We start from the raw sequence: 13,478 nt of genomic DNA on the forward strand, positions 1-13,478 counted from the left end.
ATGAACGTTGATAAGGACTATCAACAGGCAAGAACTGATTTTCAAACGTGGCGCCAACAATTGCAAGAGACTATTTTGAGGCCCAATTCTTCTCTTATGCATACCTATCAATGCTATTTTTCCCAACAACCGGACTTCATGCAACAACTAAGTCGTTTTGCTCTTCAAGTGGCAGAGCAATTAGAACCCCTTGTAGTAGAAAATAATTTAGATGCTAATCTGCCAAAAATTGAACAATATAATGCCATTGGTGAGCGGCATGATCGGGTCATTCATCACCCTTCTTATGTTGCTGCTGGCGACCTTATTTATGGTTCAGGCTTAATGCGCTATTTGCTTACAGCAGGCCAAATGCAAAAGACCCTCAGCCTGTTCCTGCTATCTGCACATGCTGGTGAAGCCGGGCATAATTGTCCTATCGCTTGTTCAGCTGGCGTAATTCGTATCTTAAGCCATTACTCGCAATTAAAACAAACGAAGTATTATTTGGATAAATTAACAGAGCCTTCTTTTAGTCAAAATTACACCGGAGCACAGTTTTTAACTGAGATTCAAGGGGGTTCTGATGTTGGCGCAAATGCCGCTTATGCCTATCAAGATAATGAAGGGCAATGGCGGATTAGCGGAGAAAAATGGTTTTGTTCCAATGCCAATGCGGATTTGATTTTATTGACAGCCCGCTATGATCAACAGGTTAGTGGAACCCGGGGCCTGGGATTGTTTTTGTTGCCAAGTCAATTGTTGGATGGTAAGCCTAACCAATTTAAACTCAGACGTTTAAAACAAAAAATTGGTACTCGTTCAATGGCGACGGCTGAAATTGATTTTGAAGCAGCGTTCGCTTATCCGATGGGGGAAATGGCTCAAGGTATTAACTTGGTCATGGAAAATGTTTTGCATTTATCACGAATTTTTAATGCCTTTTCCGTTTTGGGTATGGCAAGACGTGCTTATCAAATCGCTTATTACTATGCAGTTAATCGGGCTGCTTTCCAGCATAAAATTATTAATTATCCCTTGGTAAAAGAAACATTAGCCCATATCAAAGCTGAAAATACCGCGTTGCTGGCCAGTATTTTTCATATGGTACATCTTCAGGATGAATTGGATGCTAATCCGCAACAAGAGCATGCTAAAACGCAGCAGCTTCTTTTGCGAACTTTGGCGAATATCAATAAATATTATACTGCCAAGCGCACAGTAGAGAATGTCCATCATTGTCTTGATATCCTGGCTGGTAATGGAACAATAGAAAGTTTTTCTTCTTTACCCCGTTTATTAAGGGATTGTATTGTTTGTGAAAATTGGGAAGGAACCCATTTTACCTTATGGATGCAAACCTTAAGAGACATTAATAAATTTCAAGTGGATGAGTTGTTTCTAGCTCATTTATTGCAACTACTCAATCAAGTGAAAGAGAGTTCTCAGCATAAACTGGCCCTACAGGAAAATATTGTTGTTTTGGCTGAAAAAATTAAAGTACTGAAAAGAGTATCGGCTGAAGAGCAAAGTTTGCAAATACAAGAAATCATTGAAAAGATGGCTATCTTGCATGCAGCTTTAACGTTAGTTTTAGAACTGCAAGTAGGAAATCCACCCGAAGCAAAGAAGGGGGCTTTGGATTTATTTATGCAAAAACACATCAATAAAAATGGTTATCCTTATACCCCTTATATAGGGTTATTAAATACCATTCTGGCTATTAATTAACATGGGTTCGATATAAAGAACCTGATTTTTATCTTGTTAAGCAAACGCTTAACTATCGGCTTTATAGTTACTATTTTATTATAATGATCAAATCATTTATTCCTGGGTAAGAAAATGACGAAAAAAGAAGGCTTAATTTTAAAAATAATAATGTCGCTGTTATGGTTTGGGTTCTTGGCGAATTCTTATGCCCTGGAAAAACAGATTTCTACGAAAAAAATAAGTTTTCAACAGATCAGTGGGCTTTATAATTTTTTTGGTAAAAAAATCAGTGTATTGGAACAAAATATCAATAAAGATAAGTTACCTGAACCCTATAATTTTTTGCTGGTACAGCCATTAATGACAATGGGCATAGAAAAATATTACCATCGTACGCCAAAAATTGAGATAATATCTGCCAAAAAGGATGAGCAGGCGAACACTTATTCCCGTGCAATCGTTATGTTGATAGATGGTAATAAAAAGCGGGATGATGTAAATATTGCCCAATTAAGGAATGAAGCAGTGGCAGTGGAGTTCGCTCTAATCACTATGAACTTTAGTGAGTTGCCTGATAAGGTAATAACCGGAGTACTGGATACCAAGATTCCTTTTGGGAAACTCTTGGTAATTAACCAATTAAAAACCTATGATACTGGCCAGCAATATTTTGCAGTGCAATGTGATTCAGTGATTGAGCATTATCTTCATTGCCCTAAAAATAGCAGGCTTTATGGACGTACTAACACCATAATAAGAAAGGATAGTCAAAAATGGATTGCACAGGTTGTAGAAATTTTATCTGGCCCCAGATGCCAGGATAAAAGTTGTCAAAATTTAATGATAGGAATTAGGTAGAATGAGCTTATATGTAATTGTTACATTTTATAAATTTACACCACTCACTGATTATGTCTCTATGAAAGAGCCTTTATTAAAGTCAATGAAAGCAAATGAAATAAAAGGAACCATTATTCTGGCTTGTGAAGGAGTAAATGGTACTTTTTGCGGTAAAAAAGAGAATGTGTTATCGCTAATCGCTTTCATGCGCAGTTATGCGGGTTTGGAGGATCTTGCTTTTAAAGAAAGTTTTGATGAATTTAACCCTTTCGATAAAGCAAAGGTAAAATTACGTAAGGAAATTGTAACTCTGGGAGAAGCGGGGATTGATCCGGTTCTGCTCACTGGTACTCATGTGAGTCCCCAGGAATGGAACGAGTTGATTGCTGATCCCGATGTGGTAGTAGTTGATACCAGAAATGATTATGAAGTGCAGTTAGGGACTTTTAAAGGAGCGATTAATCCAAAAACGGAAAACTTCAGAGATTTCCCTGACTATGTTACAAACCATTTGAACGATAAAAAAGATAAGAAAATTGCCATGTTTTGTACTGGTGGCATACGTTGTGAAAAATCGACCTCTTATTTAAAAAAATTGGGCTTTAATGAAGTCTATCAATTGGATGGTGGCATACTTAATTATTTAGCCTCTATTCCCAAGGAAAAATCCATGTGGGAAGGCAGCTGCTTTGTTTTTGATGACAGGGTAGCCTTAGATCATAAACTACATAGCCTTGAAAGAGGTTCGATTGATAGTGAGTGGAAAAATAATAACCGCAAAAAATCAATGGAAGAATCCGACACGCTCTAGTCGTGTAACCGGTGTTCGCCTGCTTATAAAGCCCATACTGATTTCTGTCCTATACTAGGATAAATAGTCCCCGCTTGCACGGGGACAAGCGGTTTTAGAGCGAAAGCGTAGTAGGTTTCAATAGGCTTGTTGCGATATCCGCTGCCTGAGTAAATGGACTGGATTATCAGGAAGATAAAGCGATGAGAAAGAAATCGGTTGCCTTCTGGTTTACTCTTTTATTCGGCTTGAGCATAAGGAGTTTTGCTATGAGCTTATCCCTTACGAGTCCAGCTTTTGCAGCGAATACCCTGATCCCCGCTCAATATACCTGTCAAGGTGCTGATATTTCTCCAGCGCTGCTTTGGCAAGATGCACCGGCAGCAACAAAATCTTATGTATTAATCCTGGATGATCCCGATGCTCCCAGTGGAGATTGGGTGCATTGGGTGATATTTAATATACCGCCAACTGTCCAGGGATTAGCGGATGATGCCGAATTACCAACAGGTGCAGTAAACAGTAAAAACAGTTGGGGGCAAACAGGCTATCGAGGTCCTTGCCCGCCAAGTGGTACACATCGTTATTTCTTTAAACTTTATGCGGATACGCTCTTAACTCTTAATGCCAATGCAACCAAACAAGATGTTCTTGCCGCGATGGCGAATCATGTGTTGGAGAAAAGTGAGTTAATAGGTCTTTATCGTAGGCAATAAAAAGAGGTATAAATTGTCAACGAGAGGAATTTTAGCGTGATTCCTCGAGGCTGCTGACTATTTCTAACCACTCCTCTTCGGCCTGAAGAAGCGCTTGCTGTATATTTTTCTGTTCATTTAATAACGTTTGCAATTTTTTTTGCTGCCCCTCTTCATAGAGGGATAAATCTGAAAGTATTGTTTCAAATTGTGAGAGCCGTTGATGGGACTGTTCGATCATTTGCTCCAGTTTTTTCAGACGATTTTGTAAGCTTTTTTTCTCACGATATTGGTTTGCACTTTGGGTTGATGTATTTTCTTTCCCTGTTTCCCGATTCTGTAGCCATTGATAATAATCGTCCAAATCACCTTTAAAGGGTTGCACGTGATGTTGATAAACAAGGTAAAAATCATCGACAGAGGTGCGCAATAAATGCCTGTCATGAGAAATCAGAATTAAGGCGCCTTCATAGCTTTGTAGAGCGATTTCTATCGCAGCCCGCATACCAAGATCCAAATGGTTTGTTGGCTCATCAAGCAATAGTAGATTGGGTTTTAACCAAACCAATTTAGCCAGAGCGAGCCTCGCTTTTTCACCGCCCGAAAAATAGTGGATAGGTTTGGTGGCCATGTCCCCTATAAAATTAAAACCACCCAAATAATCACGAATGGTTTGTTCGCGGGTTTCTGGGGAGAGAAGCTGAATTGTTTCAACAGGGCTTAATTTATCATCTAATTCTTCCAGTTGGTGCTGGGCATAATAACCAATTTGCAAGTGGGGTGAGCGATAAATCGTACCAGATAAAGGTGTTAAGGTCCCCGTCAGGGTTTTGATTAACGTTGATTTTCCTTCACCGTTAGGACCTAGTAAAGCCAGCCTGTCTCCGGGATTTAATACCAAATTGATCTTTTTCAGAATTGGACTGTTTATCTCGTAGCCAGCATTTACTTTTTCACAGTTGAGCAAAGGATTTCCTGCACGTGGACAGGGATAAAAGTTAAAAGAAAAAGGTGAATCAACCTGTGCCTGTGCCACAATGTCCATTTTAGCGATCGCGTTGAGTCGACTTTGTGCCTGCTTGGCTTTTGATGCTTTCGCACGAAAGCGATTAACATAAGTCATCAAATGGCTAATTTTCTGTTGCTGTTTTTCATAAGTGAGTTGCTGCAGAGCCAATTGTTGAGCACGGATTTGCTCAAAACGGCTGTAATTCCCACTATATAAATTCATAGCCTGCTGCTCTATATGAAGAATATGAGTCACAAAGGCATCCAGAAATTCGCGATCATGGGAAATGAGTAAAATGCTACTCGGGCATTGCTTTAGCCATTTTTCCAACCAGAAAATAGCTTCCATATCCAAGTGGTTAGTCGGTTCATCAAGCAACAGGAGATCGGCAGGTTTCATGAGGCAGCGGGCAAGGCTTAAACGCATACGCCAACCGCCCGAAAAACTGTTCACAGAATTTTTTTGTTCTGTCGCTTTAAATCCCAAGCCAGCCATAATAGAAGCTGCTTTTGCTGGTTTACTATAACCCGCTGTTTGATTGAGTAATTCGTGGCAGAGGAGAACCTCAGCATCGTCACCTCGTTGCTCTGCACGGCCCAATCGTTGTTGTAACGCCAGATAATCGTCATCACCAGCAAGTACAAAATCAACGGCAGGTTCGTCACTATCCGGTAACTGCTGTGATAAATGGCTAATCCGCAATTGCGGATTAAGCAGGCAATCACCGCTATCAGGATGCAATTGACCCAGGATTAAGGCAAACAAACTGGATTTGCCACAACCATTGTGGCCAATCAAGCCAACCTTCTGTTTTTCGTACAGTGTCACGCTGGTTTTATCCAGCAGGACTTTATTACCGCGAGAAAGGGTAATTTGACGCAGTGTTAACATAGTATTCGGAACTAGCAATTAAGTAGGCGCTATAGTACCACAATGTACAAAATACCCTAAGAGTCGGAGTTTATGCCCATAAAACATCACATTGCTTCTTTTGGGCTGATTTAAGCATATTAAGTAAAGGAAAGGCGCGATGAGCAAGGCTTATATTAGGTTCTTCGTCTTCTGCCTCATCGGCGGTGTTTTGTTCTTTTTTCTCTGTTTTCGCTAGTCCCTGTTGTAAGCGAGTTAATGCTTCAGGAATATCCGCAGCAACAATTGCACCGGGAATTGTAGCGCTGTGCCCCATCATTTTTAAAAGTTGTATTGCTACATCACCAAACATGGTGATATTTTCGTAAGCATCACTGGAGAAAGTAACCAACATAATCATTTCCTTATTTTTATCATCTAACAATACAGATTTTACTAGGGTCTGTAGACATTACGCCAGCTTGAGTGAAAAGCGGTGATTTATGCTCCTCGCGCCCAGTTTACACGAGAGTAAAAGAGCAGCGAAGGAAATCAACGCTTTTCGCCAAAGGGCTACAGACCCTAAATCAAAAGCTTCTGCCTAAATCGACACAACTTTAATTGATTAGGTATATAATAGTGCCATTTTGTTGCCAGGTCGAAAAATGAATAAGCAAGATTTTTATTTTGATTTACCGGAAGAGTTGATTGCGCAGTATCCTTTAGCCAAACGCAGCGACTCGCGATTATTGATTTACAATCGTAAAACGGGTTGTAGCGCGCATCATCAATTCAAAGACATTGTGCAATTTTTTCAGCCCGGTGATCTTTTAGTAATGAATAATAGTAAAGTAATCCCGGCGCGCTTGTATGGCAGAAAAGCAAGTGGGGGCAAGATCGAGTTATTGATTGAACGCTTGCAAGGCAATAATTCATTTTTAGCCCATATTAAAGCGAGCAAATCACCAAAAGCAGGTACACTTATTTATTTGGACAATGATTGGCGTGTTGAAGTAGTAAGCAAGCAGGATGACTTATACCATTGTCAGGTTTTAGGTGATGTGGAGATGATGCTGGAGCAAATAGGCCACATGCCATTGCCTCCCTATATTACTCGTGCGGATGACACAATGGATAGTGAGCGCTATCAGACTGTGTATGCAAAATATAAAGGGTCAGTAGCAGCGCCGACAGCTGGTTTGCATTTTGATGAAGAACTGTTGCAGCAGTTACAGGGTAAAGGTATTAACATTGCCTATTCAACCTTGCATGTGGGTGCGGGGACTTTTCGCCCGGTGCGTTGCGATTCAATCAGTGAACATAAGATGCATAGTGAGCAATTTACTGTTACTGAGGCGCTATGCCAGGCAGTCAATGAAACCCGGGCAGCGGGCAAGCGTGTGATTGCTGTTGGGACAACTGCCTTGCGTAGTTTGGAGAGTGCCGCAGAAGGAGGTCGCCTCAAACCTTGTAGTCGCGATACCGATATTTTCATTTATCCGGGTTATCAATTTCAAATCTGTGACGGTTTGATTACTAATTTCCATTTGCCTGAATCAACCCTTTTAATGCTTGTTTCCGCTTTTATAGGTCACGCGCAAGCGATGGCTCTTTATCAAGAGGCCATAGCACAAAATTATCGTTTTTTCAGTTATGGCGATGCCAGTTTGTTGCTTTAATAAGGATTTGCATGATAAACAAAAAACAAGGTCCAGGTTTGACCCCCGTATTGACTACGGAAGCAGGCAATTGTTTGACTCTGGCAAACTGGCAAGAAGTCGGTATTAAGGCTGGGGCTTATTATTTAGACGCATTGCTCATGAAGCCTGGGGTTGCTTGCCTTAAAAAACTTGCTCCTTTATCTCATTATACCGGTTGGCAAGGGATTACTGTATTAAATGCTTCACTATTAACTGCACGAAATGGTGTTTACACGATTCGCTCTTGCTACGATGGCAGCCGTATAATAACTGATCAGAACGAACTGACTTCCTTAATTAGCTTGTTGCAGGCGGATAGAGTGGTTTTGCCCTACGGAATATTGAATAATTCTAACCTCAAAGTTTGGCAAACCTTAGCCGAAACAAGTAAGTTATTTGTTTCAGTGGATGAGCACGCACCAGTTTATCCGGACTGGTTATTGGGCAGGTATCTGCGTTATGACTGCACAAAACCTTTTTCCGATTTTATGCAGGAACTGCGACAACATGCCGATGCACCTCTTTATTTGAGTGGTGAATTTACAAGTGAACAATTGCATGAGTTGGCACGTTATCCTGTTTGGCATGTAGAGTCTGATAAACCAGCCAGAGATGCAATGGAAGGGCGGGTTTACAATAAAAAAGGCGTCATTGATATCCTTGATAGCCAACAGGCAGAAGATTACCGGCCCATTGCTGATTGTTCTTGTCCAACTTGTCAGCAATCATTGACCAGAGCCTATTTACATCATTTATTAGGGCACACACCACTTTTGTGCCAACGGTTTCTTATTCAACATAATGTTCATTATTACCAACAGCTGTTATTACCCTCATGACAAACATAACATGAAATTACTTAGGTACTTCATTTACGCGAGAGTGAAATATCGTTATGATGTCACGCTATCTTGCCCAGCCTTGGGCTAGTGCCATGATTAAACAGCGACTGAGGAGATTAGTATGAGTTTTTTTATAAGCGATGCTATGGCTGCAGCCCCGACCACTACACAAGCAGCGCAGCCTGACGGCACGTTTTCGCTGATTATGATCGTTGTCATTTTTGTATTGTTTTATTTTATGTTGATAAGGCCACAAAACAAACGAGCAAAAGAACATCGTGAAATGATTAATCAACTGAAGAAGGGCGATGAAATTGTAACGTCTGGAGGAATACTGGCTAAGGTTGTTAGCATTGATGAGCAATACATCAAAGTTGCTCTTGCCGAAGGCGTTGAAATTAACTTGCAGCGAGGCGCAGTAAGTACAATTTTGCCTAAAGGCACCATTAAATCCCTTTAGTTGGCGCAGGGACACGGAAATGCAGAATAAATATCCTCTGTGGAAAAACATTATGCTGATCATCATTGCGGTGCTCGGCTTAATCTATGCGATACCTAATTTGTACAGCGAAGATCCTGCTGTACAAATTTCTTCATCAACCCCAGTTGACATGGAGCAGCTTAGTCAACAAGTTCAGACTTTACTCGACGAAGCAAAGCTCAAATATAGTCCGATAATCATTTCTGGAGACAATCTGGAAATAAGGTTTTCTTCGACTGATACCCAATTGCTGGCTCGGGATATTATTAAAAATGGTCTTGGTTCAGATTACACAGTTGCGTTAAATTTAGCAGCGGCCACTCCAACCTGGCTAAGCAGAATAGGTGCAGAACCAATGAAGCAAGGCCTGGATCTGCGTGGTGGGGTACATTTTCTTTTGGAAGTCGATGTAGATAGCGTTGTCGGTCGTCGTTTTGAAGGGTTGATGAAAAGCATCGGCCAGGATTTGCGTGAGGCGGGTATTCGTTATACTGGAATTCGTTATGTCGCTGATAAAGGCATTGACGTACGTTTCCGTTCTATGGAAGACATGCAAAATGCAGCTGTCGAGATTAAGGACAAGTTTTCTAATTTGGTCCTGGAGAAATCGAATGCTGCTTATACGATTTCCCTTTCCTTGTCCCCTGCGGAGTTAAACTCAATTCGTCAGAATACTATCGAACAGACCATGAGTATTTTACGAAATCGGGTTAATGAACTGGGTGTTGGAGAAGCAGTAGTCCAGCAGCAGGGAGCAACACGAATTGGCGTTGATCTTCCTGGTATCCAGGACGCGGCACGTGCAAAACAAATTCTGGGTGGTACCGCTACTTTGCAATTCCATCTCGTTGATCAGGAAAACGATGCACAAATTGCCAAGCAAACAGGGGTTATTCCTGTTGATAGCAAACTCTATATGATGGATGGACACCCTATCTTATTGAAGCGTCAAGTGGTACTCAGCGGCGATTCAATTACAAGTGCTGTTTCCAGTTTTGATCAGCAGACAGCTAGCCCTTCCGTACAAATTCAGCTAGGCGGGGGTGGGGAAAGCCTATTTACCAAAATTACCCGGGAAAATATTAATAAGCGTATGGCTATTGTGTTTGTTGAAACCAAGGCAACGACTCAAACGGTGGACGGAGTCAGCAAGCGAATTAATCATCGTGAAGAGCGGGTGATTTCAGCACCAGTTATTCAAAATGCTTTGGGTAATAGTTTCCAGATTACTGGGCTGTCAGACAGTAAAGAAGCGAGTAATTTAGCCCTGCTATTACGGGCAGGTGCGCTGCCTGCAGTGATTTATCCCGTAGAGGAACGGACAGTCGGACCTTCATTAGGTAAAGAGAATATTCATCGTGGTATGGTGTCTCTGCAAGTGGGTATGGGGTTAATTTTAGTGTTGATGCTAGTGTACTATCGCTTCTTTGGTCTAGTCGCTAATATTGCATTATTTTTGAACCTGATCTTGCTTAGTGCCCTGATGTCCATTATCGGTGCTACGTTGACTTTGCCTGGAATCGCTGGCTTTGTGTTAACGGTAGGGATGGCCGTTGATGCTAACGTCTTGATCTATGAAAGAATCAGGGAAGAGTTACGCAACGGTTTATCACCTCAGGCAGCAATGTTTGCAGGGTATGAACGGGCTTTTGCAACAATTATCGATGCCAACGTTACCACACTGATTGTGGGTATAGTCTTGTTTGCTATAGGTACTGGGCCTGTTCGTGGTTTTGCAGTGATCTTATGCTTGGGATTGTTGACATCGATGTTAACAAGCATCACCTATACTCGTGCTATCGTAAATTGGTATTACGGTGGGCGGAATGTGAAAAAACTGTCAATTGGTATTTGAGGCGAGGCTTAGATGGAATTTTTTAATCCAAATTCAAAAATAGATTTCATGGGGGCCCGCAAGTGGACCGCTCTATTTTCTGCGCTTGTCTTCTTGGTATCGATTGGTGCCTTGTTGATTAACGGGTTGAAATGGGGGTTGGATTTTACTGGTGGAACCCAAATTGAAATTTCTTATCAGCAACCGGCTGATTTAACGGCGATCCGCGACAATTTATACAAGGTAGGCTTTAAGGAAGCACAGGTAGTTAGCTATGGTACATCCAAGGATGTGCTAATTAGTATTGCGCCCCGGGCTGATCTTGATCAGACTTTGCTTGTTGAGAAGGTGATGCAACAATTACCTGGTGCGGAAAAGCAACGAGTTGATTTTGTCGGTCCTCAGGTTGGACAAGAATTAGCTACTAAAGGTGCATTGGCAATCATTGTATCTCTACTTGCTACCATGATTTATATTGCCATGCGTTTTGAATACCGCTTGGCAGTTAGTTCGGCAGTAGCCTTGGTGCATGATCCGGTACTCATTCTCGGTGTTTTTGCCATGTTTGGTATTGAGTTTGATCTCAAAGCGTTAGCGGGTCTGCTTGCGGTTATTGGTTATTCATTAAACGATACCATCGTTGTTTTTGACCGGGTACGAGAGAATTTTGTTAAGATCCGGCGTGCAACGTCGTTAGAAATAATGAACATTTCTATTAACCAGACGTTATCCAGAACTATCATGACTTCTTTGTTAACTTTGTTTGTTGTAGTTGCTTTGTTCGTCTATGGTGGTGAGACAATTCGTGGATTTTCTCTGGCATTAATCATCGGAATCGTTATCGGTACCTATTCTTCAATCTACGTAGCAGGCACGTTGGCTGTTGCAATGGGTTTAGACAGAAAAGATTTTATGCCAGCGCAACGCAAAGAAATTGATGACAGACCCTAGGGGTTATTGACATTTCTACTATCTTGGCGCTTCTGCTTTGATTTTCTGTGCTTCGCTGCTCACATACTTGTAGGTATGCTCCGCTGCGATGCTCGAAAATCAAAGCAGAAGCACATAAGCCACGAAATCTAAATTACCCCTTGACGCATTGATGGCTTGATTTTCTGTGCTTCGCTACTCGAAAATTAAGCCATAAACAGGTGCAGGTTGGGCACTTCGCCCAACAGCGTATGGACCTACAGCATTAATGCATCAATTTTGGCTGCACAGATAAAATCATTATGTGATAAGCCGTTGAGAGCATGAGTCATGAATCGTACATGGCAATAGTTATAACCAATTTCCAGATCAGGATGATGATTCTCGGTATTTGCTATCCAAGCGATAGCATTAACAAAAGCCATCGTTTCGTAAAAATTTGCGAAGTGAAATGAACGTTTAATTTCTTTGTTATTCTCATGAACCTGCCATTTTTTATCGAGTTGTGGCATTAGGTTATGAATCTGTTCAACAGTTAATGCTTGACCAATCCCTTCACAAGATTCGCAATGTTTTTGACTTAGATCAGTTTTCATGGCCTGGCTCCTTCTTATTTTCAGACAAACAGATAGCGAGTGTATCAAGAAATCGGGTATTTTGAAGGCTATTACCAATACTTACTCGCAAATGATTAAATAAATTGTAGGGTGCTAACGGGCGTACAATCACTCCTTTTCTAAGTAATCCTTGGTAAATCGGCAGGGCACTAGTCCCGCAATCAAAGGTAATAAAGTTACAGCTTGAAGGAAGGGCGGTTAACTTTAAGTCTTTTAGACCCTGGCGAATTTGCTCTCTTCCCAAGGCATTTAATTCTACAGTCTGTCTCAGAAAGTGTTGATCATCAATGGCTTCATAGGCTGCCGCCAGTGCAGCTTGATTAACTGCAAAAGGAATTTGCACACGTTGTAATAATTCAGCAATTTCAAGATTGGCAATGGCATAACCCAAGCGTAAGCCGGCAAGCCCATAGGCTTTGGAAAAAGTACGGGTGATGACTAAATTGGGGTGGTGTTGCAATAGATTGATACTGGTTTTATCACCCTCAGGGTAAGCATATTCATAATAGGCTTCATCGAGAACAAGAATGGTTGTTGCTGGAATGTTATTCAGTAGCTTTTGAATAGAATCCGGGTTGATAAATAAGCCTGTAGGATTATTAGGATTTGCAATAAAGATAAGTGCCGTTTGTTGATTACAGGCCGCAATGATTGCATCAATATCAACTTCCCAATTTGATTTCAATCCAATACTACGTACAGGTATCCCCAACGTTTGGGCTTGGATTTGATAGGAAATAAACGCATGATCATGAGTTAACATATGCTTATCATTATGCAAGGCAAAGGTTGTCAATAAGACAGAAAATAACAGATCTGAACCATTGCTTAAGGTAAGCATGTCTGGATCAATGCCCCAGTGTTTGCTTAATTTTTGCCGTAAAGGATGGTTGGCTGGTGTCGGATAGGTCGCTATCTGCATGCCTGTGAGTTCAGCCAAGGCTTGTTTTGCCAATGGACTGCATCCTAACGGATTTTCATTACTGGCAAGTTTAATAATATCGATTAAACCTTGTTCTTTTGCCAATTCCTCAATAGATTTACCCGGCACATAAGGATTAAGTGATTGAATGCCAGAGTGAGGCAATCCGTGATAATTGCAGGACAATGAACTCTCCTTACAAAGTGAAAACTTATCATCTTACCTATTATTTCGAATTGTTTCTATGTTCATCAAACCAGTACGTATTGATCACTTG

13 protein-coding genes are annotated in these 13,478 nt (G+C 41.2%); 9 read left to right on the plus strand and 4 right to left on the minus strand.

Features of this window, described 5'->3' with window-relative positions:
- The 4 genes from ACN4Z1_RS03875 (at nt 1) to ACN4Z1_RS03890 (ending at nt 4,038) form a co-directional block, all read left to right on the plus strand.
- Entirely contained in the window at nt 1–1,710 is a 1,710-nt protein-coding gene (locus ACN4Z1_RS03875; RefSeq protein ID WP_228363175.1) for an acyl-CoA dehydrogenase family protein, read from the plus strand.
- A 114-nt stretch (nt 1,711–1,824) separates the two neighbouring features.
- Nucleotides 1,825–2,550: a hypothetical protein gene (locus tag ACN4Z1_RS03880; RefSeq protein ID WP_228363174.1), complete on the plus strand. Its 726-nt coding sequence runs from the start codon at nt 1,825–1,827 to the stop codon at nt 2,548–2,550.
- Nucleotide 2,551: 1 nt separating this feature from the next.
- Nucleotides 2,552–3,343: a rhodanese-related sulfurtransferase gene (locus tag ACN4Z1_RS03885; RefSeq protein WP_228363173.1), complete on the plus strand. Its 792-nt coding sequence runs from the start codon at nt 2,552–2,554 to the stop codon at nt 3,341–3,343.
- A 248-nt stretch (nt 3,344–3,591) separates the two neighbouring features.
- The gene (locus tag ACN4Z1_RS03890; protein WP_228363172.1) at nt 3,592–4,038 is read left to right on the plus strand and encodes a YbhB/YbcL family Raf kinase inhibitor-like protein; all 447 of its coding nucleotides are present in this window, start codon (nt 3,592–3,594) and stop codon (nt 4,036–4,038) included.
- A gap of 31 nt (nt 4,039–4,069) precedes the next feature.
- Here ACN4Z1_RS03890 and ACN4Z1_RS03895 read toward each other — a convergent pair whose 3' ends face one another.
- Together ACN4Z1_RS03895 and ACN4Z1_RS03900 are read right to left on the minus strand one after the other, a co-directional pair.
- Entirely contained in the window at nt 4,070–5,917 is a 1,848-nt protein-coding gene (locus ACN4Z1_RS03895) for an ABC-F family ATP-binding cassette domain-containing protein (RefSeq protein WP_228363171.1), read from the minus strand.
- A gap of 70 nt (nt 5,918–5,987) precedes the next feature.
- Nucleotides 5,988–6,290, minus strand: coding sequence for a DUF1840 domain-containing protein (locus ACN4Z1_RS03900; protein WP_228363170.1), 303 nt, complete (start codon nt 6,288–6,290; stop codon nt 5,988–5,990).
- Between the two features lie 250 nt (nt 6,291–6,540).
- On the opposite strand from ACN4Z1_RS03900, the gene queA reads away from it, so the two are divergent.
- From queA to secF, 5 genes are all read left to right on the plus strand, one after another.
- Complete coding sequence (queA, locus tag ACN4Z1_RS03905; protein ID WP_228363169.1) at nt 6,541–7,554, plus strand: tRNA preQ1(34) S-adenosylmethionine ribosyltransferase-isomerase QueA; 1,014 nt, start codon at nt 6,541–6,543, stop codon at nt 7,552–7,554.
- 11 nt (nt 7,555–7,565) lie between these two features.
- Entirely contained in the window at nt 7,566–8,414 is an 849-nt protein-coding gene (locus ACN4Z1_RS03910; protein ID WP_228363168.1) for a queuine tRNA-ribosyltransferase family protein, read from the plus strand.
- Between the two features lie 124 nt (nt 8,415–8,538).
- Nucleotides 8,539–8,877, plus strand: coding sequence for a preprotein translocase subunit YajC (yajC, locus tag ACN4Z1_RS03915; RefSeq protein WP_115220714.1), 339 nt, complete (start codon nt 8,539–8,541; stop codon nt 8,875–8,877).
- Nucleotides 8,878–8,896: 19 nt separating this feature from the next.
- Nucleotides 8,897–10,753: a protein translocase subunit SecD gene (gene secD / locus ACN4Z1_RS03920; protein WP_228363167.1), complete on the plus strand. Its 1,857-nt coding sequence runs from the start codon at nt 8,897–8,899 to the stop codon at nt 10,751–10,753.
- A 12-nt stretch (nt 10,754–10,765) separates the two neighbouring features.
- A complete protein-coding gene (secF, locus tag ACN4Z1_RS03925; RefSeq protein ID WP_228363166.1) occupies nt 10,766–11,683 on the plus strand; it encodes a protein translocase subunit SecF in 918 nt (305 codons plus the stop codon).
- Between the two features lie 236 nt (nt 11,684–11,919).
- Here the strand turns inward: secF and ACN4Z1_RS03930 are convergent, their stop codons facing one another.
- Together ACN4Z1_RS03930 and hisC are read right to left on the minus strand one after the other, a co-directional pair.
- A complete protein-coding gene (locus ACN4Z1_RS03930; RefSeq protein ID WP_115220717.1) occupies nt 11,920–12,258 on the minus strand; it encodes a 4a-hydroxytetrahydrobiopterin dehydratase in 339 nt (112 codons plus the stop codon).
- Complete coding sequence (gene hisC / locus ACN4Z1_RS03935) at nt 12,248–13,387, minus strand: histidinol-phosphate transaminase (RefSeq protein ID WP_228363165.1); 1,140 nt, start codon at nt 13,385–13,387, stop codon at nt 12,248–12,250. The genes ACN4Z1_RS03930 and hisC overlap by 11 nt, the downstream gene beginning before the upstream one ends.
- Between the last annotated feature and the right edge of the window lie 91 nt (nt 13,388–13,478).

The organism is Legionella sp. ST3F1 (genome assembly GCF_048553315.1).
GTDB lineage: Bacteria > Pseudomonadota > Gammaproteobacteria > Legionellales > Legionellaceae > Tatlockia > Tatlockia donaldsonii.

Coding starts and splice junctions, on each gene's coding strand:
- ACN4Z1_RS03875 (WP_228363175.1), top strand. CDS start 1: ATGAACGTTGATAAGGACTATCAACAGGCAAGAACTGATTTTCAAACG.
- ACN4Z1_RS03895 (WP_228363171.1), bottom strand. CDS start 5,917: ATGTTAACACTGCGTCAAATTACCCTTTCTCGCGGTAATAAAGTCCTG.
- ACN4Z1_RS03885 (WP_228363173.1), top strand. CDS start 2,552: ATGAGCTTATATGTAATTGTTACATTTTATAAATTTACACCACTCACT.
- ACN4Z1_RS03890 (WP_228363172.1), top strand. CDS start 3,592: ATGAGCTTATCCCTTACGAGTCCAGCTTTTGCAGCGAATACCCTGATC.
- ACN4Z1_RS03930 (WP_115220717.1), bottom strand. CDS start 12,258: ATGAAAACTGATCTAAGTCAAAAACATTGCGAATCTTGTGAAGGGATT.
- queA (WP_228363169.1), top strand. CDS start 6,541: ATGAATAAGCAAGATTTTTATTTTGATTTACCGGAAGAGTTGATTGCG.
- yajC (WP_115220714.1), top strand. CDS start 8,539: ATGAGTTTTTTTATAAGCGATGCTATGGCTGCAGCCCCGACCACTACA.
- ACN4Z1_RS03880 (WP_228363174.1), top strand. CDS start 1,825: ATGACGAAAAAAGAAGGCTTAATTTTAAAAATAATAATGTCGCTGTTA.
- ACN4Z1_RS03910 (WP_228363168.1), top strand. CDS start 7,566: ATGATAAACAAAAAACAAGGTCCAGGTTTGACCCCCGTATTGACTACG.
- secD (WP_228363167.1), top strand. CDS start 8,897: ATGCAGAATAAATATCCTCTGTGGAAAAACATTATGCTGATCATCATT.
- secF (WP_228363166.1), top strand. CDS start 10,766: ATGGAATTTTTTAATCCAAATTCAAAAATAGATTTCATGGGGGCCCGC.
- ACN4Z1_RS03900 (WP_228363170.1), bottom strand. CDS start 6,290: ATGTTGGTTACTTTCTCCAGTGATGCTTACGAAAATATCACCATGTTT.